The organism is Geodermatophilus sp. SYSU D00867, from assembly GCF_054050315.1.
Map to the genome: position 1 here is coordinate 111283 of NZ_JBJGZC010000011.1, position 23207 is coordinate 134489.

Genomic DNA, 23207 nt, shown 5'->3' on the forward strand with positions numbered 1-23207 from the left:
GAGGGGCCGCTCACGCCTCCGGGGACAGGCGGACGGCGACCAGGGCGACGTCGTCCTCGGCGCCGTCGGGGACCATCCGCGCCAGCACCTCGTCGCAGACCTGCTCCACCGGCCGGTCGCGCAGCTCCGCGAGCGCCCGGGCGAGTCGCGTGACGCCGTCGTCGAGGCCCTCGGTCCGGCGCTCCACCAGGCCGTCGGTGAACAGCAGCACCGTGGAGCCGCGGGCGAGGACCACCTCGGCGTCGGCGCGGACCGCCTCCGGGCGCACCCCGAGCAGCAGGCCCGGCCGGCCGCCGTCCAGCGGCGCGCTAGTGCCGTCGGGGGCGGCGACCAGCGGGGGCAGGTGGCCGGCGCTGGCCCACCGCAGGCGGGTGACCCCGGCAGCGCGGTCGTCGCCGGTCTGCTCGAGCCGGCCGACCAGCACGGTGGCCATGGCGCCGAGCTGCAGGCCCTGGATCGCCGCGTCGAGCCGGGCGAGCACCGCCGCGGGGCTGTCCCCGCTGTCGTAGGCGATGCCGCGCAGCAACCCCCGCAGCTGGGCCATGCAGGCGGCGGCCTGGACGTCGTGGCCGACGACGTCGCCGATGACCAGCATCGTCGAGCCGTCGGGCTGGACGAAGACGTCGTACCAGTCGCCGCCGACCTGGGCCTCCCGGGTGGCCGGCACGTAGCGCACCGCCATCTGCAGGTGGTCGGGCTGCGGCGGCTCGGACAGCAGGCTGCGCTGCAGCGTCTCGGCGGCGCGGACGATGCTGCGCGAGCGGGCGTAGAGCGCCTCGAGCAGGTGGCTGCGCAGCTGCAGCACCTCGGCGCGCTCCTGCGGCGTCCACGGGTGCGAGCGCTCGCGGACGGTCTCCCGCCAGCGGTCGAAGCTCTTGCGCGGGCTGAGCCGGACGTCGTCGCCCTCCCGCTCGGCGATCGCCTTGTTGTGCGGGTCGCCGCCCCAGTCGACGTGCCGCACGGCCTCGCGCCGGTGCCACAGCACGTACTGGCCCTCGGGGAGCGGCAGCACGAGCACGCCGCAGGCGACCTCGACCGGGACGCCGAGCCCGGGCGCCTCGCGCTGCAGGGCGTCGGTGGCCACCACGTCCTCGCCGCTCGCGGCCGCCCAGGCCACCACCCGCTCGAGGACGTCGGCCGGCAGCTCCGCGCCCTTGGTGCCGCTGCTGCCCTGGAGGCAGACCGCGACGCCGTCGGCGGGCAGGACGTCGAGCAGGCTGGTGGTGCCGAGCAGCGTGTCGGCCAGCGGGCGGTCCTCGTCGAGGGTGGCCGCGGTCAGCCAGGCCAGGGTGGAGCGGACCTGCAGCGCCCGGTGCACCTCGTCCTCGGCAGTGCGGTCGACCAGCCGCAGCGACAGCGTCGAGCCGAGGAACTCGGCCGCGGCGCGGGTGGCGTAGGGCGGCTGGTGCGGGCCGGAGTAGTGGTGGCAGGCGATGAGGCCCCAGAGCCGGTCGTCCTGCAGCAGCGAGATCGACATAGAGGCGCGCACGCCCATGTTCTGCAGGTACTCGACGTGGATCGGCGAGACGCTGCGCAGCGTCGACAGGGTGAGGTCCAGCGGCCGGCCGGTGGCCGGGTGCGCGGCCGGCTGGATGCGGCTGGGGACGTAGTCGACGTCGCTGATCAGCCGGATCCAGTTCTTCTCGTACAGCGCCCGGGCCTGCGCCGGGATGTCCGAGGCCGGGTAGTGCAGGCCGAGGAAGGAGTTGAGGTCCGCGGCCTTCGCCTCGGCCACGACCTCGCCGTTGTGGTCGGCGTCGTAGCGGTAGACCATCACCCGGTCGAAGCCGGTGAGGGCGCGGATCGCCCGCGCGGTGATGTCGTAGAGCTCCTGCAGCGTGGAGGCCCGGTTGAGCTCGGCGACGGTCCCGCGCACCGCCTGGTAGGTGTTCGGGAAGGAGAACGGCCGCGGCCCGCGCGCGGGCTCGAGCTCCACGACGAGGTTGGTCAGCGGCGGGTCGCCGTCCTCGGGCTGCCCGTGCTCGTCCCGGGCGCCGTCCAGCACCGCCCGGTGCAGGATCGCGTCCACCGGCACGGGGTCGCCGTCGACGTCGAGGGTGACCTCCACCGGGTTGCGCTCGCGCAGGTCGCCGAACGCGCTGGCCGAGCGGACGACGGCCTCGGTCTGCGCGACCCCGAGGACGTCGGCGAGCGGGCGGCCGAGCGCGTCGGACCAGACGACGCCGGTCAGCCCGGCGAGGTTCTCCGACGCCTGGACGACGACCAGGTCGGGCTCGCTGACCGCCAGCAGCACGCCCCGCGGCTGGATGCTGCCCGGGACGTGGATCGGCTCGCGGGCGCAGTTGTCCAGGTCGACCGGCTCACCCGGCGACAGCCACGCGACGTCTGCCCCGGCGGTGTCCGCCCCGGAGGTGGCGTCGACGTCGGTCACGCGGTGGCCCCCTGCGCCGCCGGGGCGCACCAGTGGGCGAGGACGGCGAAGGTCTGCCGGGCCGCGGCGACCACCCGCCCGGCGTCCCCGGCGCCCGCGACGTGCGCCCGGGTGACCCGGCGGAACCCGGCCCACATCGCGCCGGTGTCCTCGCCGTAGGGGCTGAAGCAGCGCAGCCGGGGCAGTCCCGGCAGGCCCGCCAGGTGGCGGTCGATGAAGGTGCCGCCGAGGGTCGAGCCCTCCATCACGTACAGCCGGCCCAGCGCCTCGTCGGTGTCCGGAACGGCGGGCAGGTCGGGCCGGCCGGCGTCGGGGGAGCCGCCCAGCCCGGCCAGGTCGGCGGCGTAGAGACCGGTGCGGCGGCGGCGCTCCCAGTCGAGGGCGGCGGCGTCGGCGGGGTGGCGGGCGGCCCAGTCGTCCAGCCCGGCCTCGGCCGCGGCCCAGAAGGCGTGCAGCCGCGCCAGGACGGTGACCAGGCGGCCGCGGTCCAGTGCGGGGTCCATCAGGTCAAGCGTGGCCTCGACCCGTCCGTGCTCCAGGGCGGTGGCCGTGCGCAGGTCCCGGAGGACGTCGCCGGCGCCGCCCGCGTCTCGAGGCAACGCCTCTCCTCCCGCAGCCATCAGCCCTTCGAGCGTAGGTCACGCCCCGGACAGCGTCGCGGGGGAGAAGGTGCAGTGCGCAACAGTCCTCCTCCGGCGGGTCAGGAGGTCCGCGGCGGGCGGTCCAGCAGCAGGTCGGCGGCGCGGGCGAGGACCTGCGCCCGGGTGCGCCCGCCGTGTCCGGTGACGAGGAAGTGCTCGCCGATCGCCAGGCAGAAGGCGATCAGGGCGCGCGCCTCCACCTCGTCGGGGTCGGCGCAGAACGTGCCGATCAGCTCGCGCAGCAGCCCCATGCGCCGCTCGTCGACCCGGCGCAGGCGCGCGGCGACCGCCTCGTCCCGGCGGGCCCAGTCGCGGACGGCGAGGTCGATCGGGAGCAGGCGGTCGCTGGAGAAGGTGAGGACGCCGGCCCGCGCGATGCGCGTCCGCGGGTCACCGCCCTCCCGCTCGACGCGCTCGAGCACCTCGTCGGTGCTCTCCCGCTCCCAGGTGTCGAGCATCGCCTCGAGCAGGGCCTCCCGGTCGGCGAAGTGCCCGTAGAAGCCGCCCTTGGTGACGCCGAGGTCCTTGGCCAGCGCCTCCACGCGGACGGCGTCGGGACCGCCCGCGGCCAGCGCCCGCAGGCCCTGCTCGACCCACCGCTCCCGCGGCGTCCGCACGACCGCCACGCCCACCTCCTGTACGCCACCGTACACATCCGCTACCGTCGGCTGTACGGCACCGTATACGAGAGGGGACCCGCCATGACCCGGCTCGACGGCACGGGGGTGGTCCGCGGGATCACCGCGTCCGCGCGGGAGGCCTGCCCACTGCCCCGGATCGACTACGCCGACCGCTGCACCCTGGTCACCGACGCGACGGCGACGCCGGAGCGGTGGGCCCGGGCGATGTTCGGCGACGTCCCGAGCCCGGCGGAGCGGTTCGTCTGGCGGGGGCTGCTCGCCTTCCGGCTCGACCCGCGGCGCTCCCCGGACACCGTGGGGGGCTGGCGGGTCGGCGGGCGCGGCGAGGACTGGATCCGGCTGGAGACCGCCTCCCGGTCGCTGCGCGCGGCCATGGTCGTGCAGACCGCCGGGCGCCGGGTCACCTGGACGACGTGCCTGTCCTACGAGCGGTCGTGGGGCCGGCTGCTGTGGCCGCCGCTGTCGGCCGTGCACCGCCGGCTGGTGCCGCGGGTGCTCGCCGCCGCCGGGCAGCGGCTCCGGGAGACGGGCGGTCAGGACAGCCGGGCGCGGCGCAGCGAGGCGTGCACCAGCAGCCGGGTGTCGCCGTCGGCCAGGTCCAGGCCGGTCAGCGCGGTGATCCGGCCCAGCCGGTAGTACAGCGTCTGCCGGTGGATCGACAGCGCCGCCGACGTCCGGACCACGCTGCCGCCCGTGTCGAGGTAGGCCTCGGCCGTGGCGGCCAGCACCGGGTCGGCGAGCAGCGGCGCGACGGCCGGGTCCGGCGCGGGCAGCGCCGCGGCGACCCGCCAGCCGCCGAGCTCCGACCAGCGGGCCACCGGCGCGAGCCCCGGCGCCACGGCCGCGACCCGGGCCGCGGTGCGGGCCTGCGCCCAGCACGCGGGCAGGCCGGCGGGACCCGCGGCGGGGTCGGACACCCCCGCGGCCGCGCCGCCGGGCAGCCGGGCGAGGGCCGCGGACGCGGTGGTCGCGGCCGGGCGCAGGTCGCCGGGGCGGGCCAGCCGGACGAGGACGGCGACCTCGCGGCGGTCCTCGCCCGGCACCGCCGCGGCCGGCGGGAGCCGCCACCCCTCGGGGAGCGCGCCCCGCAGCGCCACCAGGGCCAGCGGCGTGTCCTCGCCGAGCCGGGCGGTCAGGGTGCGCGTCGCCCGCTCGCGCGCCGGCGGGGTGCCGGTGAGCGCCGCGGCCAGGGCCTCGCCGAGGTCGCCGTCGTCGTCCCCGCCGGCCAGCAGCCGTCCCGCGCGGGCGGCGAGGGCGACCGCCGCGGCCAGGGCCGGGTCGGCGTCGTCGTCGGGGTCGGTGCGGCCGCCGTCGAGCAGCCAGAGGTAGCCGAGGGTGCGGCCGCCGTGCCGGACCGGCAGCAGCAGGCGGGTGAGGATCCCCGCGTCCGGGTCGGCGGGGGTGCGCACCGGCCGCTGCGCGGTGGCGATGCCGAGGTCCTCGAACCAGCGGCGGGTGTCGGGGGTGGAGCCGCGGCCGAGGATGGAGCGGGTGCGGACGGCGTCCATCGCGGTGTCGCCGCCGTCGAGGGGGTGCGCGGCGAAGGCCAGCAGCGTGAAGTCGACGTCCTCGAGCGTGGCCGGGGCGCGCAGCAGCCGGGCGACCTCGTCCACCACGTCCTGCAGGTCGTCGCGCACCGTACGACTGTATGAAACCGGACGTCCGGAGTCCGTACGTCCGTCCCTGGTGGACCCGATCGGGCGCTCCTAGCGTTCGGGCCAGGCGTGCACTCCCGCGGGAGCGCACCGACGACGGAGGTGGCCGGTGCTGTCCACGAAGACCCTGCTGCTGGGGGCCTCCCGCCGCCCGGCGCTGCGCCGCGCGCTCGTGGGCACCCCGGTGACCCGGCGCGTGGTCGAGCGGTTCGTGGCCGGCGAGACGCTGCCCGACGCGCTGGTCGTCGTCGGCCGGCTCACCGGCGAGGGCATCGAGGTGACCCTCGACCACCTCGGCGAGCACGTCACCGACCCCGCCGAGGCGCGCGCCTCCCGCGACGCCTACCTCGCCCTGCTCGAGGCGCTGGCGCCGCTGGACCTCGGCCCGCGCGCGGAGGTGTCGGTGAAGCTGTCCGCCTTCGGCCAGGCGCTGCCGGGCGGGGAGGACCTCTCGCTGGAGCTGGTCCGGCCGGTGGTCGAGTGCGCGGCGCGGATCGGCACCACGGTCACCCTCGACATGGAGGACTCCTCGACCGTCGACGCCACCCTCGCCGTCCTCGCCGAGCTCCGCCGCGACCACCCGCAGACCGGCGCCGTGCTGCAGGCCGCGTTGCACCGCACCGAGGACGACGTGCAGGCGCTGGCCACCCCGGGCTCCCGGGTGCGGCTGGTCAAGGGCGCCTACGACGAGCCGCCGTCGGTCGCCCACCAGGGCCGCCGCGACGTCGACGCCGCCTACGCCCGCTGCCTCGGCGTGCTCATGCGCGGTCCCGGCTACCCGATGGTCGGCAGCCACGACCCGGCGATGATCGCGCTGGCCCAGCGGCTGGCCGGCGAGCACGGGCGCGCCGCCGACTCGTGGGAGGTGCAGATGCTGCACGGCATCCGGGTCGACGAGCAGCGCCGGCTGGCCGCCTCCGGCACCCGCGTGCGCGCCTACGTGCCCTACGGCCGCGACTGGTACGGCTACTTCGTCCGCCGGCTGGCCGAGCGCCCGGCGAACCTGCGCTTCTTCCTCCGCGCCCTCGTCTCCCGCTGACACACCCTGGAGGTCCCCCGTGGACGGCACCACCCGCGTCCCCCCGCCGCGCAACGAGCCGGTGCTCACCTACGCGCCCGGCTCGTCCGAGCGCGCCGAGCTCGAGACCCGCCTGGCCGAGCTGGCGGCCGAGCCGCTGGAGCTGACGGCCACCATCGGCGACAAGCAGCGCATGGCCGGCGGTGAGCGCTTCGACGTCGTCCAGCCGCACCGGCACGCCGCGGTCCTCGGCACCTCGGCGCACGCCACGCACGCCGACGCCGAGGAGGCCGTGGCCACCGCCAAGGCCGCCGCCCCGGCCTGGCGCGACCTGTCGCTGGACGACCGCGCCGCGGTGTTCCTCAAGGCCGCCGAGCTGCTGGCCGGCCCGTGGCGGCAGACGCTCAACGCCGCCACGATGCTGGGCCAGTCGAAGACCGCCCACCAGGCCGAGATCGACAGCGCCTGCGAGATGATCGACTTCTGGCGCTGGAACGTGCACTTCGCGCGCGAGGTCGTGTCCGCGCAGCCGGTGTCCTCACCGGGCGTGTGGAACCGCAGCGACCACCGGCCGCTGGAGGGCTTCGTCTACGCGGTGACGCCGTTCAACTTCACCGCGATCGCCGGCAACCTGCCCACCGCGCCGGCGCTCATGGGCAACACCGTCGTCTGGAAGCCCGCGCCCACCCAGCAGTTCGCCGCGCACTTCCTCATGCGGCTGCTGGAGGAGGCCGGCCTCCCCCCGGGCGTGATCAGCATGCTGCCCGGCGACGGCATCCCGGTGTCGGAGGTCGTGCTCGCCGACCGCGACCTCGCCGGCATCCACTTCACCGGCTCGACGCCGGTCTTCCAGCACCTGTGGCGCACGGTGGGGGACAACATCTCCGGCTACCGCGGTTACCCGCGGATCGTCGGCGAGACCGGCGGCAAGGACTTCGTCGTCGCCCACCCCTCGGCCGACCTCGACGTGCTGCGCACCGCGCTGGTCCGCGGCGCCTTCGAGTACCAGGGGCAGAAGTGCTCGGCCGCCTCGCGCGCCTACGTGCCGCGCTCGGTCTGGCGGCGGCTGCGCGACGACCTGGTGGCGACGACGGAGTCCCTGACGATGGGCGACGTCACCGACCTGTCGAACTTCATGGGCGCGGTCATCGACCGAAAGTCGTTCTCGAAGCTGTCCGGCGTCATCGACCGGGTCGACGACGACCCCGCGCTGTCGATCGTCGCCGGCGGGCAGGCCGACGACAGCGAGGGCTTCTTCGTCCGCCCGACGGTCATCGAGGGCACCGACCCCGAGCACGAGGTCTTCACCACGGAGTACTTCGGCCCGATCCTCGCCGTCCACGTCTACGACGACGCCGACTACGACACCGTGCTCACGCAGCTCGAGTCGGTGGCCCCGTACGCGCTCACCGGCGCGGTGATCGCCCAGGACCGGGCGGCCATCGCGCACGCGCAGCGGGTCCTGCGCTTCGCGGCCGGCAACTTCTACGTCAACGACAAGCCCACCGGCGCCGTCGTCGGGCAGCAGCCCTTCGGCGGCGGGCGCGCGAGCGGTACCAACGACAAGGCCGGCGCCGCGCAGAACCTGCAGCGCTGGACCTCGACCCGGTCGATCAAGGAGACGTTCGTCCCGCCGACCGACCACCGCTACCCGCACATGGGGTAGCCGCCCGCCTCCGGCCCGGGACGCCGGGGAGCGGAGCGCGGGCGCAGCGTGACGACGGGCACGCCGGGGACCCGGCCGCCCGGGTCCCCGGCGCCCGGCGACCGCGAGGCGGTTGACGGGCGCCGGGCGGACCGGGACGGTGCCGTCGTCCCGGTCCGCACCGACGGCCCCGGCTGCACGGGGGCAGGAGGGGCTCCGTCATGGCCGGTCGCCGTCTCGACCAGCCGCCCCCGCCCGGGCGGCCCGGCGCCCGGACGGTCGCGGCCCGGCCGCGGGACGGCACGGTCGTGCAGCTGTCCGCCTCCGGCCGCGTGTGGACCTTCGACGGCTCCCGCGCGGTGGTGGTGGGCCGGGACCCCCGCAGCGACGTGCACCTGCCGGACGAGCGGGTCAGCCGCGCCCACCTGGCCGTGCGGCACGAGGCGCGCGGCTGGGTGCTGCAGGACCTCGGCAGCCGCAACGGCACCTCCCTCGACGGGACGGCCGTGCCGCCCGGCACGGTGGGCGGGTCACCCGGCCCGGCGGTGCCGCTGGAGCCCGGCCGGGAGCACCGGGTGCAGGTGGGCGGGCACGGCGGGCCGGAGCTGCTGGTCCGGTCCGTGTCCGGGGGGCAGCGCCCGGGGGCGGACGCCGGCCCGGCCGCGGAGCGGGTGGTCGTCATCGGCCGCGACCCCGCCTGCGACGTCGTCGTCGCCGACGACCCGATGGTGTCCCGCCGCCACGCCGCCATCGAGCTCGGCGCACCTGGCACCGCCGTCGTGCGGGACCTGGGCAGCTCGAACGGGACCTACCTGAACGGCACGCGCCTGGCCGGGACGGCGGTCCTCACCGCCGGGGACACCATCGGCATGGGCGGCACGATGGTCACCTGGGACGGCCGGGAGGCCGTCCTCCCCGGCCGCCGCGCGGCGACCCTCAGCGCCCGGCACCTGGGCGTGTCCACCCGCGGCGGCAAGCGCCTGCTCGACGACGTCTCGCTCACCGTCCGGGCGGGCCAGCTCGTGGCGGTGATCGGCCCCTCCGGCGCCGGCAAGTCCACCCTCCTCGGCGCCCTCACCGGCCTGCGCCCCGCCGGCACGGGCCGGGTCACCTGGGACGGGCGGGACCTGTACGAGGGCTACGGCCACCTGCGCCACCTCATCGGGCTCGTGCCCCAGGACGACGTGCTGCACCGCCAGCTCACCGTGCGGCGGGCGCTCGGCTTCGCCGCCCGCCTGCGGCTGCCCCGCGACACCACCGCCGCCGAGCGCGACGAGCGGGTGCGCCGGGTCCTCGCCGAGGTCGGGCTGTCCGAGCAGGCCGACCAGCGGATCGACTCCCTCTCCGGCGGCCAGCGCAAGCGCACCTCCATCGCCCTCGAGCTGCTCACCGCGCCGCAGCTGCTCTTCCTCGACGAGCCCACCTCCGGCCTGGACCCGGGGCTGGACCGGCAGGTCATGGAGGGCCTGCGGGCGCTGGCCGACGGCGGCCGGGTGGTCCTCGTCGTCACCCACAGCGTGCTCGCCCTCGACCAGTGCGACCTGGTCCTGCTGCTCGCCACCGGCGGCCGGGTCGCCTTCTTCGGCCCGCCCGGGCAGCTGCTGTCGTTCTTCGGGGTACCCGACCACGCGGCGGTCTTCCGGGCGCTGGACGACCCCGCCTGGGTCGCCCGGTTCGCCGCGTCCCCGGTCCGCCGGGCCTACGTCGGGGCGACGTCGGTGGAGGCGCGGCCCCCGCCGCCGGCCGGTGAGGCCCCGGCGCCGCCGCGGCCGGCGCCGGTCCGCCAGCTGGTCACCCTGGTCCGGCGCAACCTCGCCGTCGTGGCCGCCGACCGGCTGTTCCTGGCCCTGCTGGTCGGGATGCCGGTGGTGCTCGCGGTCATGGCGCACGCCTTCCCCGGCGAGGCCGGCCTGTCGCTGCGCGCGGCCGACGGGGACCCCGCCGAGGCGCAGCAGCGGATCATCGTGCTGGTGGTGGGCGCGGCCCTGATGGGCGCCGCGCTCGCGGTCCGGGAGTTCGTCGCCGAGCGCCCGATCTACCGCCGCGAGCACGCCGTGGGCCTGTCGCCGACCGCCTACCTCACCAGCAAGGTCCTCGTCGTGGGCGGGGCCGTCGCGGTCCAGTCGGTGGCCTTCACACTGCTGGCGCTGATCGGGCTGCCCGGCCCCGACGACCCGCGGCTGCTGCCCTGGGGGCAGGCGGAGGTCGCCGTCGCGGCGGCCGCGGTGGGCGTGACGATGTGCATCGCCGCGCTGGCCGTCTCCGCGCTGGCCCGGTCCACCGACCAGACCATGCCCGCCCTGGTCGCGCTGGTGATGGGGCAGCTGGTGCTGTGCGGCGGGCTGTTCCCGCTGGCCGACCGCGCGGGCCTCGAGCAGTTCTCCTGGGCGCTGCCGGCCCGCGCCGGCTACGCGGCGATGGCCGCGACGGTGCAGCTGCAGCCCCTGTCCGGCCCCCAGCCGGACCCGCTGTTCACCCCCACCACCTCCCGCTGGGCGCTGGACCTGGGGCTGCTCGCCGCACAGGCGGCGGTCTTCCTGGCCCTGACCGCCTGGGCGCTGGCGCGGTCGGTGGCGCGCCACGGTGCCCCGCGCTGACCGGTCCGCACCGCGCCGCGGTCACGGCCAGTGCACGAGGCCGTCGTCGCCGAGGACGGCACCCCCGGACGGGCGGTGCGGGGCGAGCCGCCCGTCGGGCATCAGGTGCGTGACCGGCACGCCGCGGGCCAGGACGGCGACATCGGCGACCAGCCGCCGGTGGCAGCGCCACCACACGCCCTCGCTGCACATCACCGCGACCGTGGCGTGCGCCGCCTCGGCCAGCACGCCGTCGAGGGCGGCCGCGAACCCCGCGGTCCGGGTGTGCGCGGCGTAGGCGGCGAACTGGGCGACGGTCCACCAGCCGTCGGCCACCGGCTCGCCCGGGGGCAGCCGGCGCCGTCCGCCGAGCCGCTCCTCCCACCGGTAGCCGACGCCGGCGGCCGGCAGCCACTCCTCGAGCGCCTCCCGCCGGACGTCGGGGTTGCCGCGGCTGCCGGGGAAGCGGCGGACGTCGACCACGAGCTCCACCCCGGCACCGGACAGCCGGGCGGCGAGGGCGGTCCGGTCGTCGGCCCCGTGGCCCACGGTGAGCAGCACGGGCACCCCCTACCCGCGCGGCGCGCGCCGCCGGGACCGCCTGCGGCTGCGGACGGTCCCGGGACGGGTGCGGGTCAGCCGGTGAACGCCAGCCAGACGGCGGCGGCGACGGTCAGGACGGCCAGGGTCAGGCCCGCGGCGGCTGCGGCGGGGAGCCGCCCGAGGCGGCGGCGGGCGTCCAGCGCGAGGCCCGTGGCGGCTCCGGCGAGGACGGCCGGCACCCCGGTCCAGAAGACCAGGACCGAGACGGCGCCGAGCGCGGCGAGCACGAGGGCGACCCGGGCGGTGCGTGCAGGCGGGGCGGTCCGGGCGCGCACGGCCACGAACCCCGCGACGAGCGCCGCCACCGCGACGAAGGCGACCAGCAGCACCAGGCCGCCCCAGCCGCCGTTGCCGTGGAAGTCCGTCCCCCACGCGTCGGACCCGGACCTCCACGGCGTCTCCACGAACTGGCCCACGAGCGTGCAGCCCAGGCCCACACCGGCGCCGGCGGTGGTCCAGCCGTCGGGGAGCGGCGTGGGCCGGCGCGCGGCGACGGGCGGGCGGGCGGGACTGGCGGTCATGACGGTCCTCCTCCATCGGGCCGGCCCTCGCGGCCGGACGGGACGACCGTGGCCGCCCACGGCGACCCGCCGGACGGGGCACGCGACCCGGCCGACCCGGGAGGACCTCCCGGCCCGGCCGGGACGCCGGAGGCCCCACCCGGGACGCCGCCGGAGCCACACTGACGCCGTGCGCGGGCGCGCTCTCCCCACCACCGTCGCCGTCGCGGCGGTCCTGCTCTGCGCCGCCGCCGGTGCACTGGCCGCGTGGGTCGCCCCGCGACTGCCCGAACCCGAGCCGACCGCGATCGGCGCCCTGTACGCCGTGGCCAGTGCCGCCACCGGGGCCCTGCTCGTGCGCCTGCGGCCGCGCAACGTCATCGGCTGGCTGCTCGTGCTGTGCGGGCTGCTGCAGGCGGTCAGCGTCGGCACGGGCGCCTACGGCGGCTACGGGGTGGACGTGGCCGACCCGCCCTGGCCGGGGGCGCGGTGGGTGGCGCAGGCCGGGTCGATGACGTGGTTGCCGTCCCTGGTGCTGCCCGCCACCGTCCTCGTGGCGTTCTACCCCTCGGGCCGGCTGCCGGCCCGGCGGTGGCGGTGGCCGGTGCTGGCCACCGCCGCGGGGCTGTGCGTCGTCACGGTCGGGGCGAGTCTCTCGCAGGACACCTACAACGACATCGCCTCGGGCCCGGCACCCCTCCAGCTGCCGCGGACCTGGTGGACGACGGCCCTGCTGGTCGCGGCGGTCGTCGCACTCGGCGCCGGGGTCCTCACCATTTGGGTGGCGACGGTGGTGCGGATGGTCCGCGCCCGTCCTCCGGAGCGGCAGGAGCTGGCCTGGCTGGTCTGCGTCGTCCTGCCGCTGATGGTGGTGGTGTTCGTGGTACCGGCACCCGGGTGGGTGGTGGTGCCCGTCGCCCTCATGGTCCCGGGCGCGATCCTCGTCGGGGTCGTGCGCTACCGGCTGCTGGGCATCGTCGTCAGCCGGGCGCTGGTGTACGGGGCGCTGACGGCCGTCGTCGTCGGGCTGTACCTGGCCGTGGCGGCGGTCGCCGCGGCCGGCCTCGGCCGCACGCTGTCGCCCGTGACCGGCGCCGTGCTCGCCGCGCTGCTCGCGGTCGCCCTCGGTCCGGCCCGTTCCCGGTTGCAGGCGGCGGCCGACCGGTTCGTGTACGGACGGCGCCGCGACCCGGTGACGGCGGTGACCGAGCTCGGCGACCGCGTGGCCCGGGCCGACGAGGCCGGCCTGCTGCCCGCCGTCCTCGGGACGGTCGCCACGGCGCTGCGCGCCCCGGACGCCCGGGTCCTGCAGCCGGGGGAGCCGGGGCCCGGCGACGGGGTGGTCGCCGTCCCCCTGCGGGTCGGCGGCCGGGACGTCGGCACCCTGTGCGTGGCCGAGCGCGCCCCCGGGGAGCCGTTCACCGCCGGGGACCGGAGGCTGCTCGCGGCCCTGGCGCCGCAGGTGGCCGCCGTCGTCCGGGCGCTGGAGCTGACCCGCTCGCTGGAGCGCGAGCGCGACCGGGTGCTCACCGCGACGCACGCGGAGCGGGACCGCATCCGCCGCGACCTGCACGACGGGCTCGGGCCCTCGCTGGCCGGCGTCGGCCTCGGGGTCCAGGCGGTGCAGGCCATGCTCGGGGAGCGGGCCGACCCGGCCACCCGTGCGCTGCTGGCGCGGATGCGGGAGGAGGTCGACGGCGCGGTCGGCGAGGTGCGCCGGATCCTCGACGGGCTGCGGCCCGCCCCGCTGGACGACGTCGGCTTCGTGGCCGCGGTCCAGCGGCACGCCGAGGCGCTGGCCCCGTCGGTGCCGGTGCGGGTGACCGCCGAGCCGCTGCCGCCCCTCCCGCCCGACGTCGAGACGGCGGCCTACCGGATCGCTCAGGAGGCGCTGACCAACGTGGCCCGGCACTCCGGCGCCCGCCGCGCCGAGGTGGGGCTGCGCGCCCGCGACGGCCGGCTCGAGGTGGCGGTGGTCGACGACGGCGCGGGCTTCCCGGCGGAGGACGGCGACGCCCGGCCCGCGGGCGTCGGGCTGTCCTCGATGCGGACGCGCGCCCGGGCGGTGGGCGGGGAGCTCACCGTGACCAGCGGTCCCGGCGGCACGCGCGTCGTCGCCGGCCTGCCCCTGGGGGCGGAGCGGTGACCGTCCGCGTGGTGCTGGCCGACGACCACCCGATGTACCGGTACGGGCTCCGCTCGGTGCTCGACGCCGCGCCGGAGGTCGAGGTGGTGGGCGAGGCCGCCGACGGCGCCGAGCTGCTCGCCCTCGTCGCGCGGACCGCGCCGGACGTCGTCCTCACCGACCTGGCGATGCCGCGGCTGCCGGGCATCGCCGCGATCGACGAGCTGACCCGCCGCCGGCCGGGCCTCGGGGTCCTCGTCCTGACCATGCACGAGGACGACGCCTCCCTCTTCGGCGCGCTGCGCGCCGGTGCCCGCGGCTACCTGCTCAAGGGCGCCGACGCCGGGGAGATCGTGCGTGCCGTGCTCGCCGTCGCCGACGGGGACGCCGTCTACGGGGGAGCGGTGGCCCGCCGGGTCGCGGACGCCCTGACCGGGACGGCTCCCCGCGCGCCGGCCTTCCCGGAGCTCACCGGCCGGGAGCGGGAGGTGCTCGAGCTGCTGGCCGCCGGGCTCCCCACCGGCCAGATCGCCCGCCGGCTGGCGCTGTCGGACAAGACGGTGCGCAACCACGTCTCCGCGGTGCTCACCAAGCTCCAGGTCCCAGACCGCGCCGCCGCCGTCGCCCGCGCGCGGGACGCCGGGCTGGGCTGAGCCGGTTCCACCCGCCGCCGGGCCGCCCCGGCCCCCCGGTCATGCTGGACGGCCGGGCGACGACGCCCGCGGAGGGGAGCGGTGTGAGCAGGGGGACGACGGACCGGGTGTCGCTGTGGCGGCTGCCGGCGATGCGGGCGCTGGTGGGGGCGACGACGCTCGGCTTCGCCAGCTACTGCCTGACCCTCGCCTCGCTGCCGGCGTACGCGGTGGCGGGCGGGGCGTCGGCCGACACCGCCGGCGTGGTGACCGCGGTCTTCCTGGCGGTGACCATCGCGGTGCAGTCGGTCGTCCCGGCGCTGACCGCGCGGTTCGGCCTGGGCCCGGTCCTCGCCGCCGGCCTCCTCGCGCTGGGTGCGCCCTCGCCGCTGTACGCCCTCGGCGACGGCGTCCCCTGGCTGTCGGCGGTGTCGGCGGTGCGTGGCGCGGGCTTCGCGGTGCTCACCGTGCTCGGCGCGGTGCTCGCCGCGCAGGCCGCCCCGCCCGAGCGCCGCGGCGAGTCCATCGGTCTCTACGGGCTGGCGATCGCGGTGCCCAACCTGGTGGCGGTGCCGGCCGGGGTGGCGCTGGTGCTCGACGGCCACCCCGGCTGGCTGGCGTGGCTGGCCGCCTCGCCGGTGCTCGCGCTGCCGCTGGTGCCCGGGCTGGCCCGCTCGGTGCACTGGGAGGGCGGCGCCGGCACGTCCTCGCGCGCCGCCGCCCGCGCCGCGCTGGCGCCGTCGGCGGTGCTGCTGCTGGTCACCCTCGCCGGCGGCGGCGTGGTCACCTTCCTGCCCATCGAGCGCCCCGACGGCGTCCTCGCGACGGCCGCACTCCTCGTGTTCGGCGTCACCGGCGCGCTCACCCGCTGGCGCGCCGGCCTGCTGGCCGACCGGGTCGGCACCGGCCGGCTGCTGCCCGCCGCCCTGGTCGCGGGCGCACTCGGGCTGGCCGCCGTCGCGCTGGGCCTGGTCACCGGCGACGCCGTCGTGCTGGCCGGGGCGGCGCTCTTCGGCGCCGGCTACGGCGCGGTGCAGAACCTGACGCTCGTCACCGCCTTCGCCCGCGCGGGGGAGGGCGGCTCGACCGCGGCCAGCGCGCTGTGGAACGCCTCCTTCGACGCGGGGACGGCGATCGGCGCGCTGGTCCTCGGGCTGGTCGCGGCCGGCGTCGGGCTGCCATGGACCTACGTGCTGGTCGCCGGCGTCCTGCTGGCCGGGCTGCCGGTGGCCCGGACGGCGACCCGCGCGGCCTGAGCGCTCAGCGCAGCACCGAGGTCAGCAGCAGGCTCGTCTGGCTGTTGATCACCCCGGGCACCGACCGGATGCGGTTGAGCAGCCGGTCGAACTCCACGAGGTCGGCGGTGCGGTGCTCGGCGACGAGGTCCCACGCGCCGTTGGTCGAGTGCATCGACTCGATCTCCGGGAAGCCGCGCAGCCGCCGGATGACGTCGTCGGTGGAGCGGCCCTCCACCTCGACCAGCGACACCGCCCGGACCCCGCCCGCGGCGGCCTCGTCGCGCACCCGGACGGTGAACCCGACGATGACGTCCTCGGCCACGAGCCGGTCGAGGTGGCTGGTCACCGTCGCCCGGGTGACCCCGAGCCGGCGGGCCAGCCCGGCCACCGGCGCGCGGCCGTCCTCCCGCAGCGCCGCGAGCAGGCGGCGGTCGAGGTCGCTCAGATCGGCCATGCGCAGAACGTACAGCTGATCTCGGTGAAGTGATCGGTGTCTGGTCACAACGCGCGCCGTTCGCTCATTGTGTGTGCAGATCGCCCAGCAATACCGTTCCGTCATGACCGCGTTCGTCGACGTGCGCAACATGGTCCGCTGGACGGCCGAGACCGGGCCCGAGCGGATCATCGCCGGGATGTCCCGCTACGTGGAGGACGACTTCCGCCGGTGGGAGTCCTTCGACAAGATCGCCCGCGTCGGCAGCCACACGCCCTGGGGCGTGATCGAGCTGATGCCGACCAGCGACGGCGAGACCTACGCCTTCAAGTACGTCAACGGGCACCCGAGCAACCCGGCGCGCGGCTTCCAGACGGTGAGCGCCTTCGGGGCGCTGGCCGACGTCTCCAACGGCTACCCGGTCTTCCTCGCCGAGATGACCCTGCTGACCGCGCTGCGGACGGCAGCGACGTCGGCGATGGTCGCCCGCCTCCTCGCCCGGCCGGACTCCCGGCGCCTGGCGCTCATCGGCGCCGGCAGCCAGGCGGAGTTCCAGGCGCTGGGCATGCGCGGGGCGCTGGGCGTCAACGACGTCGTGGTCTGGGACACCGACCCGGCCGCGATGGCCAAGCTGGTCCGCAACCTGGAGCCGCTGGGCTTCGACGTGACGGTGGCGTCCTCCGGCCGGGAGGCCGTGCGCGGCGCGGACGTCGTCACCACCTGCACGGCCGACAAGGCCCGGGCCACCGTGCTGCAGGCCGACTGGATCGAGCCGGGGATGCACCTCAACGCCATCGGCGGCGACTGCCCCGGCAAGACCGAGCTGGACCCCACGATCCTGCTGCGGGAGGACGTCGAGGTCTTCGTCGAGTTCCCGCCCCAGACCCGCATCGAGGGCGAGATCCAGGCGATGCCGGCCGACTTCCCGGTCACCGAGCTGTGGCAGGTGCTCACCGGCCGGGCGGCCGGGCGCACCTCGGCGGCCCAGGTGACGCTGTTCGACTCCGTCGGGTTCGCGGTCGAGGACCTCTCGGCGCTGCGCTACGTCCGCGACGCGGTCGCCGGCACGCCGTGGGTCGACGACATCGACCTGGTCGCCGAGCCGGACGACCCCAAGGACCTGTTCGGGATGGTCGCGGCGTTCACGCCGATCCCCTCGTGACGGCCGGGGCCGCCGCCCAGGCCCCCTCGGCCGTCGTCCTCGTCCGCCCGCACGCCTTCTCGCCCAACCCGCTGACGCTCGGGGACAACGCCTTCCAGGTGCGCGTCGTCCGCGAGGACCCGGGCGTGCTGGCGCGGCGCGCGTACGACGAGGTCACCGCGCTGGCCGGGGCGCTCACCGCCGCGGGCGTCACGGTGCACCTGTTCGACGACCCCGGGCCCGGCCGGCCCGACAGCGTCTTCCCGAACAACTGGCTGTCCACCCACGCCGACGGCCGCGTCGCGCTGTTCCCGATGTACGCGGCCAACCGGCGCGGGGAGCGGCGCGGCGACGTCGTCGAGTTCCTCGAGGCGGCCTACCGGGTGCACGAGGTCGTCGACCTCTCGGGCCTGGAGCACGACGGCCGCTACCTCGAGGGCACCGGCGCGATGGTGCTCGACCACGTGGCGCGCACGGCCTACGTCGCGCGGTCGCTGCGGGTCGACCCCTGGGCGCTGGACCGCTTCTGCCGCGGCTTCGGGTACGAGCCGGTGGTCTTCGACGCCGTCGACGCGGCCGGCCGGGCCGTCCACCACACCAACGTGGTGATGAGCGTGGCCGGCGAGTACGCGCTGGTCGGGCTGGAGCTGCTGCCGTCGGCGGCCGAGCGGGCGGGGCTCGTCGCCCGGCTGGAGGCGACCGGGCGCACCGTCGTCCCGCTCACCGCGTGGCAGGTCGGGGAGTTCGCCGGCAACGCCATCGAGGTGCAGGGCGCCGACGGCCCGGTGCTCGCGCTGTCCGCACGGGCCGCGGCGAGCCTGGACGCCGGCCAGCGCCGGGTGATCGAGGCGTCGGCCCGGCTGCTGCCGGTCGCCGTCCCGACGGTCGAGCTCGCCGGCGGCTCGGTGCGCTGCACGATCGCCGGGGTGCACCTCGAGCCGCGCACCGCGGCCGTCCCGGCCGCGGTCTGACCCCCCTGCTCAGGAGACGCGGTCGGCCGCGGCCTGCAGCGAGCGGATGAGCAGCAGCTCCTCGCCGGAGCGGCGCAGCCACTGCCGCAGCGCGGCCGGGTCCGTGCGGGCGGCGTCCCGGACCGCCCCGAGCCGCAGCTGCCGGGTGTTGGCCTGCGCCCGCTGCGCCGGCGGCAGTGCGCGCCCCTCGGCCCGGGCCTGCGCGGTGAGCGCCGCGCCGACGTAGACGAGGTCGCGCACCTCGTCGACTCCGGCGAGCAGCGCGTCGGCCCCGGCGTCGTCGCCGGCCTCGAGGCGGGTCAGCAGCAGGTCGGCGCGCTCGCGGCCCAGGGCGGCGGGATCGGGGGAGGTCACCCCTCCACGGTGCCAGCCCGCCCCCTCCGTGCGGACGGAGGGGGCGGGCCGGGGCCCGGGCGGCCTAGGCGTCGCGGCGGGTGAAGGCGACCGCGGCGACGGCGAGGACGACGGCGACCTCGGCGGCGAAGACGGCGAACCCGACCCACGGCTCGAGCAGCAGCGGGTTGAACGATTCCGGCATCGCGATCCGCGAGCCCGCGTTGCCCGGCATGAGCTTGGTCAGCCACTCGCCCAGGGCGCCGGGCAGCAGCATCACCAGGTTGCCGACGAGGAACACCAGCGCGAGCACCACCGACACCGCGGCGGCGGTGGAGCGCACCAGCAGCCCGACGGCCATCGCGAACAGCCCGAGACCGGCCATGTAGAGGCCGCTGCCGAGCAGCGAGCGCAGCACCCCGTCGTCGCCGAGGGACAGGCCGATGCCCTCCGCGGACAGGAACGCGTTGCCGCCGAGCCAGCCGAGGACGGCGGTGACCACGCCGGCGACGAACAGCACCGCGGCGAGCACCAGCGCCTTGGCGGTGAGCACGGTCCCGCGGCGCGGGGTGGCGGCGAGGGTCGCCCGGATCATCCCGGTGCCGTACTCGGCGGTGACCGTGAGCGCGCCGAGGACGACGGCGGTGACCTGGGCGAACAGCAGCCCCCAGGTGATGAACGCGCCGACCGGCTCGCCGGTCTCCCCGGCGGCCAGGTCGGGAGCGACGAGCGCGCACACCAGCGTGGTGAGCCCGGCGCCGAGGCCGACCATCGCGGCCACCGACCAGCCGGTGGAGCGCACCGACCACAGCTTGATCCACTCGGCGTGCAGGGCGCGGGGCAGCCCGGCGGTCGCGGCCGGGGCGGGGGAGGACGCGCGGGGCGCGGCCAGGGTGGAGGCGGTCACCGGGTCACCTCGGCGGGGCGGGCGGCGGCGTACTCGACGCTGCCGGCGGTCAGGGTCATGAAGGCGTCCTCGAGGGAGGACCGGACGAGGCCGAGCTCGTGCAGCACCAGGCCGGCGCCGGCGGCGAGCTCGCCGGTGGCGGCGGCGTCGACGCCCTGGACGCGCAGCTCGTCGCCGTCGCGGGTGACGTCGGCGCCCGAGCGCCGCAGCAGCTCGGCGAGGTCGGCCGGCCGGGGCGTGCGGACGCGCACGTAGGAGGCGGCGTGCTCGGCGATGAAGTCCGCCGTCGGGCAGTCGGCGAGCACCCGGCCGCGGCCGATGACGACCAGGTGGTCGGCGGTCAGCGCCATCTCGGCCATGAGGTGGCTGGACACCAGCACCGTGCGGCCCTCGGCGGCGAGGTCGCGGGCCAGGGTCCGCACCCAGCGGATGCCCTCGGGGTCCAGCCCGTTGACCGGCTCGTCGAGGACGACGACCGGCGGGTCCCCGAGCAGCGCGGCCGCGATGCCCAGCCGCTGCCCCATGCCGAGGGAGAACCGGCCCACCCGCTGCCCGGCCACCGCCTCCAGCCCGACCAGGCCGAGGACCTCGTCGACGCGGGCGGCGGGGATGCCGTTGGACGCGGCCATCCAGCGCAGGTGCGCCCAGGCGGTGCGGCCCGGGTGCAGGGCGCGGGCCTCCAGCAGCGCGCCGACCGCGCGCAGCGGGGCGGGGCAGTCGAGGTAGCGGATGCCGTCGACGGTGACCGTGCCCTCGGTGGGCCGGTCCAGGCCGATGACCATCCGCATCGTCGTCGACTTGCCGGCGCCGTTGGGGCCGAGGAAGCCGGTCACCCGGCCCGGCCGGACGGTGAAGGAGACGCGGTCGACGGCGACCCGGTCGCCGTAGCGCTTGGTGAGTCCGCTGGCGACGATCACGGGGTCACCGCCGGGGTGGGGGAGGGCTGCGAGGTCATGCCGGGAAGGCTCTCGGCAGCGGGGTGCCCGGCACATCGGGGAGGACCCCCGGCCCGACCCTGGACCGTCCCCCACCCGGTGCTGGGGGACGCCCCCGGTCAGGCGGTGCGAGGCAGGTCGGCGGCGAGCAGCCGGCGCAGGGTCACCGCCGCCGTCCGGCCGGCCCGGTTGGCGCCGATCGTGCTCGCGCTGGGCCCGTAGCCGACCAGCTGGAGGCGCGGCTCGTCGACGGCGGAGGTGCCGTCGAGCCGGATGACGCCGTCGCGGGTGCGCAGCCGCAGCGGGGCCAGGTGGCCGACCGCGGCGCGGAAGCCGGTGGCCCACAGGATCACGTCGGCGGCGACGGACCGGCCGTCGTCCCAGGCGACGCCGCCGGGGGTGATCCGGTCGAACACCGGCAGCCGGGTGAGGACGCCGTCGTCCAGGGCGCGGCGCACCCACGGGGTGACCACCAGCCCGGTCGCGCCGACGACGCTGCCGGGCATCCGGCCGGCGCGGACGGCGGCCTCGACGCGGGCCACCGCCTCCCGGCCCTGCTCCTCGCCGAAGGGACCCTCGCGCCAGACCGGCGGGCGGCGGGTCACCCAGGTCGTGCGGGCGACCGGCGCGATCTCCCCGAGCAGCTGGACCGCCGAGGCGCCGCCCCCGACGACCACGACCGACAGCCCGGCGAACTCCTCCGCACCGCGGTAGCCGACGGTGTGCAGCTGCCGGCCGCGGAAGGTCTCCTGGCCCGGGTAGTGCGGCACGAACGGCCGCGTCCAGGTGCCGGTGGCGTTCACCAGGCCCCGCGCCCGCCACGTCCCGCGGTCGGACTCGACGACGAAGCGGCCGTCGTCGCCGCGGCGGACGGCCGACACCCGCACCGGCCGCCGGACCGGCAGGGCGAAGCGCCGCTCGAAGCCGGCGAAGTAGGCCGGCACCGCCTCGGCGGCGGGCAGGTCCTCCGACGCCGGCGCGAACGGCAGGCCCGGCAGCTCGTGCACCCGGTGCGTCGTCGCGAGGGTCAGCGAGGGCCAGCGGTGCTGCCAGGCCCCGCCGGGCGCGGCGTCGGCGTCGAGGACGACGAAGCCGCTGCCGGGCGCGAAGCCCTGGCGGGCCAGGTGGTACGCGGCGCTCAGGCCGGCCTGGCCCGCGCCGATCACCACGACGTCGACGTCCCGCGGGCTGCTCACGCCCGCGGAACGCTCCCCGACCCGCCGCTATGCCGGGGTGAGCCGGCGGAGGTCCGCGCCCGCCAGCGGCACCGACGCCGGGTCGTACCCGAACCGGACGACGACCGCCCCCGGCCGGGCCTCGACCAGCCACGCGGTGCGCGGCTCGCCGGTCTCGGGCGTGTAGGTCCAGCGGTCGGCGAGCAGCGCCAGCCCGCGCTCGCGCAGGAAGGCGACCGCCTGCTCGCGGGTGGGGAACCGCCGCAGCGGCATGCCGGGGACGGCGTGCGCCGTCCACCCGTCCCGGCCGTCGTCGGCGGTCAGGTGGCCGACGAGCTCGCCGTCCTCCGGACGGTGCACCGGCTCGAGCCCGGGGGTGGTCGTCATGCCCTCCATGCTGGGGACCGGATCAACCGGTTTCCGGGCGGCGGGCGCCGGGCACGGCTGCGGCAGCGCCGGTGTGCAGGGCCCGGCACGAGGAGAGGGGCGCTGCGTGCGCGCGATGGTCTACCGCGGGCCGTACAAGGTCCGCGTCGAGGACAAGGACGTCCCGTCGATCGAGCACCCGAACGACGCGATCGTCCGGGTCACCCTGGCGGCGATCTGCGGCTCGGACCTGCACCTCTACCACGGCCTGATGCCGGACACCCGGATCGGCCACACGTTCGGCCACGAGTTCATCGGCGTCGTCGAGCAGGTCGGCCCCTCCGTGCGGAACCTGCAGGTGGGCGACCGGGTGATGGTGCCGTTCAACGTCTTCTGCGGGTCGTGCTGGTTCTGCGCCCGCGGCCTGTACTCCAACTGCCACAACGTCAACCCGAACGCCACCGCCGTCGGCGGCATCTACGGCTACTCGCACACCACCGGCGGCTACGACGGCGGCCAGTCGCAGTACGTCCGCGTCCCGTTCGCCGACGTCGGGCCGGTGCGGATCCCCGAGTGGATGCACGACGAGGACGCCGTCGTGATGACCGACGCCGCGGCCACCGGCTACTTCGGTGCCCAGCTGGGCGAGATCGCCGAGGGGGACACCGTGGTCGTGCTCGGCGCGGGGCCGGTCGGGCTGGTCGCCGCGCAGTCGGCCTGGCTGATGGGCGCCGGCCGGGTGATCGTGGTCGACCACCTGCAGGAGCGGCTGGAGAAGGCGCGGACCATGGCCCACGCCGAGACGCTGGACTACGACGAGCACGACGACGTCGTGGTCGAGATGAAGAAGCAGACCGACTACCTGGGAGCCGACGTCGTCATCGAGGCGGTCGGCGCGGAGGCCGACGGCAACTTCCTGCAGCACGTCACGGGGACCAAGCTCAAGCTGCAGGGCGGGTCACCGGTCGCGCTCAACTGGGCGATCGACGGCGTGCGCAAGGGCGGCACGGTGTCGGTCGTCGGCGCCTACGGACCGATCCCCAACGCGGTGAAGTTCGGCGACGCGCTCAACAAGGGGCTCACGCTGCGGATGAACCAGACGCCGGTGAAGCGGCAGTGGCCGCGGATGTTCGAGCACGTCCGCAACGGCCACCTGACCCCGCGCGAGGTGGTCACGCACCGCTTCCCGCTGGAGCACATCGCGGAGGCGTACCACGTGTTCTCCAGCAAGCTCGACGGCTGCATCAAGCCGGTGATCCTGCCCGACGCGGCCTGAGGGG

Annotated in this window: 22 protein-coding genes; 10 read left to right on the plus strand and 12 right to left on the minus strand. The window is 77.0% G+C overall.

What is annotated here, in order from left to right:
• Window positions 1-10: 10 nt before the first annotated feature.
• From ACI8AK_RS12500 to ACI8AK_RS12510, 3 genes are all read right to left on the minus strand, one after another.
• A complete protein-coding gene (locus ACI8AK_RS12500) occupies window positions 11-2392 on the minus strand; it encodes a SpoIIE family protein phosphatase (protein ID WP_456956458.1) in 2382 nt (793 codons plus the stop codon).
• Entirely contained in the window at window positions 2389-2991 is a 603-nt protein-coding gene (locus tag ACI8AK_RS12505; RefSeq protein WP_456956460.1) for a biliverdin-producing heme oxygenase, read from the minus strand. Before ACI8AK_RS12505 ends, ACI8AK_RS12500 begins: the two co-directional genes overlap by 4 nt.
• Before the next feature lie 101 nt (window positions 2992-3092).
• Complete coding sequence (locus ACI8AK_RS12510; protein ID WP_387985677.1) at window positions 3093-3659, minus strand: TetR/AcrR family transcriptional regulator; 567 nt, start codon at window positions 3657-3659, stop codon at window positions 3093-3095.
• Between the two features lie 75 nt (window positions 3660-3734).
• On the opposite strand from ACI8AK_RS12510, the gene ACI8AK_RS12515 reads away from it, so the two are divergent.
• Window positions 3735-4310: a hypothetical protein gene (locus tag ACI8AK_RS12515; RefSeq protein ID WP_456956462.1), complete on the plus strand. Its 576-nt coding sequence runs from the start codon at window positions 3735-3737 to the stop codon at window positions 4308-4310.
• Here the strand turns inward: ACI8AK_RS12515 and ACI8AK_RS12520 are convergent.
• Window positions 4208-5311 carry a PucR family transcriptional regulator gene (locus tag ACI8AK_RS12520; protein ID WP_456956464.1) on the minus strand — a complete coding sequence of 368 codons (1104 nt, stop codon included), beginning with the start codon at window positions 5309-5311 and terminating at the stop codon, window positions 4208-4210. The two genes, ACI8AK_RS12515 and ACI8AK_RS12520, sit on opposite strands and share 103 nt — an antisense overlap.
• A gap of 127 nt (window positions 5312-5438) precedes the next feature.
• Between ACI8AK_RS12520 and ACI8AK_RS12525 the strand changes: the two genes are divergently transcribed.
• From ACI8AK_RS12525 to ACI8AK_RS12535, 3 genes are all read left to right on the plus strand, one after another.
• Entirely contained in the window at window positions 5439-6368 is a 930-nt protein-coding gene (locus tag ACI8AK_RS12525; RefSeq protein WP_387985670.1) for a proline dehydrogenase family protein, read from the plus strand.
• A gap of 19 nt (window positions 6369-6387) precedes the next feature.
• A complete protein-coding gene (gene pruA, locus ACI8AK_RS12530) occupies window positions 6388-8013 on the plus strand; it encodes an L-glutamate gamma-semialdehyde dehydrogenase (protein WP_456956466.1) in 1626 nt (541 codons plus the stop codon).
• Between the two features lie 200 nt (window positions 8014-8213).
• The gene (locus tag ACI8AK_RS12535) at window positions 8214-10589 is read left to right on the plus strand and encodes an ATP-binding cassette domain-containing protein (protein ID WP_456956468.1); all 2376 of its coding nucleotides are present in this window, start codon (window positions 8214-8216) and stop codon (window positions 10587-10589) included.
• A gap of 21 nt (window positions 10590-10610) precedes the next feature.
• On the opposite strand, the gene ACI8AK_RS12540 is transcribed toward ACI8AK_RS12535, so the two are convergent.
• Together ACI8AK_RS12540 and ACI8AK_RS12545 are read right to left on the minus strand one after the other, a co-directional pair.
• On the minus strand, window positions 10611-11129 hold the full coding sequence (locus ACI8AK_RS12540) for a DUF488 domain-containing protein (protein WP_387985663.1): 519 nt from the start codon (window positions 11127-11129) through the stop codon (window positions 10611-10613).
• Between the two features lie 74 nt (window positions 11130-11203).
• Complete coding sequence (locus tag ACI8AK_RS12545; RefSeq protein ID WP_456902805.1) at window positions 11204-11692, minus strand: hypothetical protein; 489 nt, start codon at window positions 11690-11692, stop codon at window positions 11204-11206.
• A 169-nt stretch (window positions 11693-11861) separates the two neighbouring features.
• Between ACI8AK_RS12545 and ACI8AK_RS12550 the strand changes: the two genes are divergently transcribed.
• From ACI8AK_RS12550 to ACI8AK_RS12560, 3 genes are all read left to right on the plus strand, one after another.
• On the plus strand, window positions 11862-13817 hold the full coding sequence (locus tag ACI8AK_RS12550; protein WP_456956469.1) for a histidine kinase: 1956 nt from the start codon (window positions 11862-11864) through the stop codon (window positions 13815-13817).
• The gene (locus ACI8AK_RS12555) at window positions 13814-14449 is read left to right on the plus strand and encodes a response regulator (protein ID WP_387985656.1); all 636 of its coding nucleotides are present in this window, start codon (window positions 13814-13816) and stop codon (window positions 14447-14449) included. The genes ACI8AK_RS12550 and ACI8AK_RS12555 overlap by 4 nt, the downstream gene beginning before the upstream one ends.
• Before the next feature lie 83 nt (window positions 14450-14532).
• The gene (locus ACI8AK_RS12560) at window positions 14533-15684 is read left to right on the plus strand and encodes an MFS transporter (RefSeq protein WP_387985655.1); all 1152 of its coding nucleotides are present in this window, start codon (window positions 14533-14535) and stop codon (window positions 15682-15684) included.
• 4 nt (window positions 15685-15688) lie between these two features.
• Here the strand turns inward: ACI8AK_RS12560 and ACI8AK_RS12565 are convergent, their stop codons facing one another.
• A complete protein-coding gene (locus ACI8AK_RS12565) occupies window positions 15689-16120 on the minus strand; it encodes an Lrp/AsnC family transcriptional regulator (RefSeq protein WP_456903645.1) in 432 nt (143 codons plus the stop codon).
• A gap of 103 nt (window positions 16121-16223) precedes the next feature.
• On the opposite strand from ACI8AK_RS12565, the gene ACI8AK_RS12570 reads away from it, so the two are divergent.
• Window positions 16224-17261 carry an ornithine cyclodeaminase gene (locus ACI8AK_RS12570; RefSeq protein ID WP_456903646.1) on the plus strand — a complete coding sequence of 346 codons (1038 nt, stop codon included), beginning with the start codon at window positions 16224-16226 and terminating at the stop codon, window positions 17259-17261.
• Window positions 17258-18211 carry a citrulline utilization hydrolase CtlX gene (gene ctlX / locus ACI8AK_RS12575; protein ID WP_456956471.1) on the plus strand — a complete coding sequence of 318 codons (954 nt, stop codon included), beginning with the start codon at window positions 17258-17260 and terminating at the stop codon, window positions 18209-18211. The genes ACI8AK_RS12570 and ctlX overlap by 4 nt, the downstream gene beginning before the upstream one ends.
• A 9-nt stretch (window positions 18212-18220) precedes the next feature.
• Here ctlX and ACI8AK_RS12580 read toward each other — a convergent pair whose 3' ends face one another.
• The 5 genes from ACI8AK_RS12580 to ACI8AK_RS12600 all read right to left on the minus strand — a co-directional run bounded on the left by ACI8AK_RS12580 (window position 18221) and on the right by ACI8AK_RS12600 (window position 21948).
• Window positions 18221-18565: a hypothetical protein gene (locus tag ACI8AK_RS12580; RefSeq protein WP_456956473.1), complete on the minus strand. Its 345-nt coding sequence runs from the start codon at window positions 18563-18565 to the stop codon at window positions 18221-18223.
• A 64-nt stretch (window positions 18566-18629) separates the two neighbouring features.
• Complete coding sequence (locus tag ACI8AK_RS12585; protein ID WP_387985646.1) at window positions 18630-19451, minus strand: ABC transporter permease subunit; 822 nt, start codon at window positions 19449-19451, stop codon at window positions 18630-18632.
• On the minus strand, window positions 19448-20368 hold the full coding sequence (locus ACI8AK_RS12590) for an ABC transporter ATP-binding protein (protein ID WP_387985644.1): 921 nt from the start codon (window positions 20366-20368) through the stop codon (window positions 19448-19450). Before ACI8AK_RS12590 ends, ACI8AK_RS12585 begins: the two co-directional genes overlap by 4 nt.
• Window positions 20369-20505: 137 nt before the next feature.
• On the minus strand, window positions 20506-21582 hold the full coding sequence (locus tag ACI8AK_RS12595) for an FAD-dependent oxidoreductase (RefSeq protein ID WP_387985642.1): 1077 nt from the start codon (window positions 21580-21582) through the stop codon (window positions 20506-20508).
• 27 nt (window positions 21583-21609) lie between these two features.
• Window positions 21610-21948: a hypothetical protein gene (locus ACI8AK_RS12600; protein WP_456956475.1), complete on the minus strand. Its 339-nt coding sequence runs from the start codon at window positions 21946-21948 to the stop codon at window positions 21610-21612.
• Between the two features lie 115 nt (window positions 21949-22063).
• Between ACI8AK_RS12600 and ACI8AK_RS12605 the strand changes: the two genes are divergently transcribed.
• Window positions 22064-23203 carry a zinc-dependent alcohol dehydrogenase gene (locus ACI8AK_RS12605; protein WP_456948714.1) on the plus strand — a complete coding sequence of 380 codons (1140 nt, stop codon included), beginning with the start codon at window positions 22064-22066 and terminating at the stop codon, window positions 23201-23203.
• Window positions 23204-23207 lie beyond the last annotated feature (4 nt).

Bases quoted from the DNA above. Each gene is read 5' to 3' on its own strand.
- ACI8AK_RS12600 (WP_456956475.1), bottom strand. From the start codon at position 21,948: ATGACGACCACCCCCGGGCTCGAGCCGGTGCACCGTCCGGAGGACGGC.
- ACI8AK_RS12535 (WP_456956468.1), top strand. From the start codon at position 8,214: ATGGCCGGTCGCCGTCTCGACCAGCCGCCCCCGCCCGGGCGGCCCGGC.
- ACI8AK_RS12545 (WP_456902805.1), bottom strand. From the start codon at position 11,692: ATGACCGCCAGTCCCGCCCGCCCGCCCGTCGCCGCGCGCCGGCCCACG.
- ACI8AK_RS12565 (WP_456903645.1), bottom strand. From the start codon at position 16,120: ATGGCCGATCTGAGCGACCTCGACCGCCGCCTGCTCGCGGCGCTGCGG.
- ACI8AK_RS12515 (WP_456956462.1), top strand. From the start codon at position 3,735: ATGACCCGGCTCGACGGCACGGGGGTGGTCCGCGGGATCACCGCGTCC.
- ACI8AK_RS12605 (WP_456948714.1), top strand. From the start codon at position 22,064: ATGGTCTACCGCGGGCCGTACAAGGTCCGCGTCGAGGACAAGGACGTC.
- ACI8AK_RS12570 (WP_456903646.1), top strand. From the start codon at position 16,224: ATGACCGCGTTCGTCGACGTGCGCAACATGGTCCGCTGGACGGCCGAG.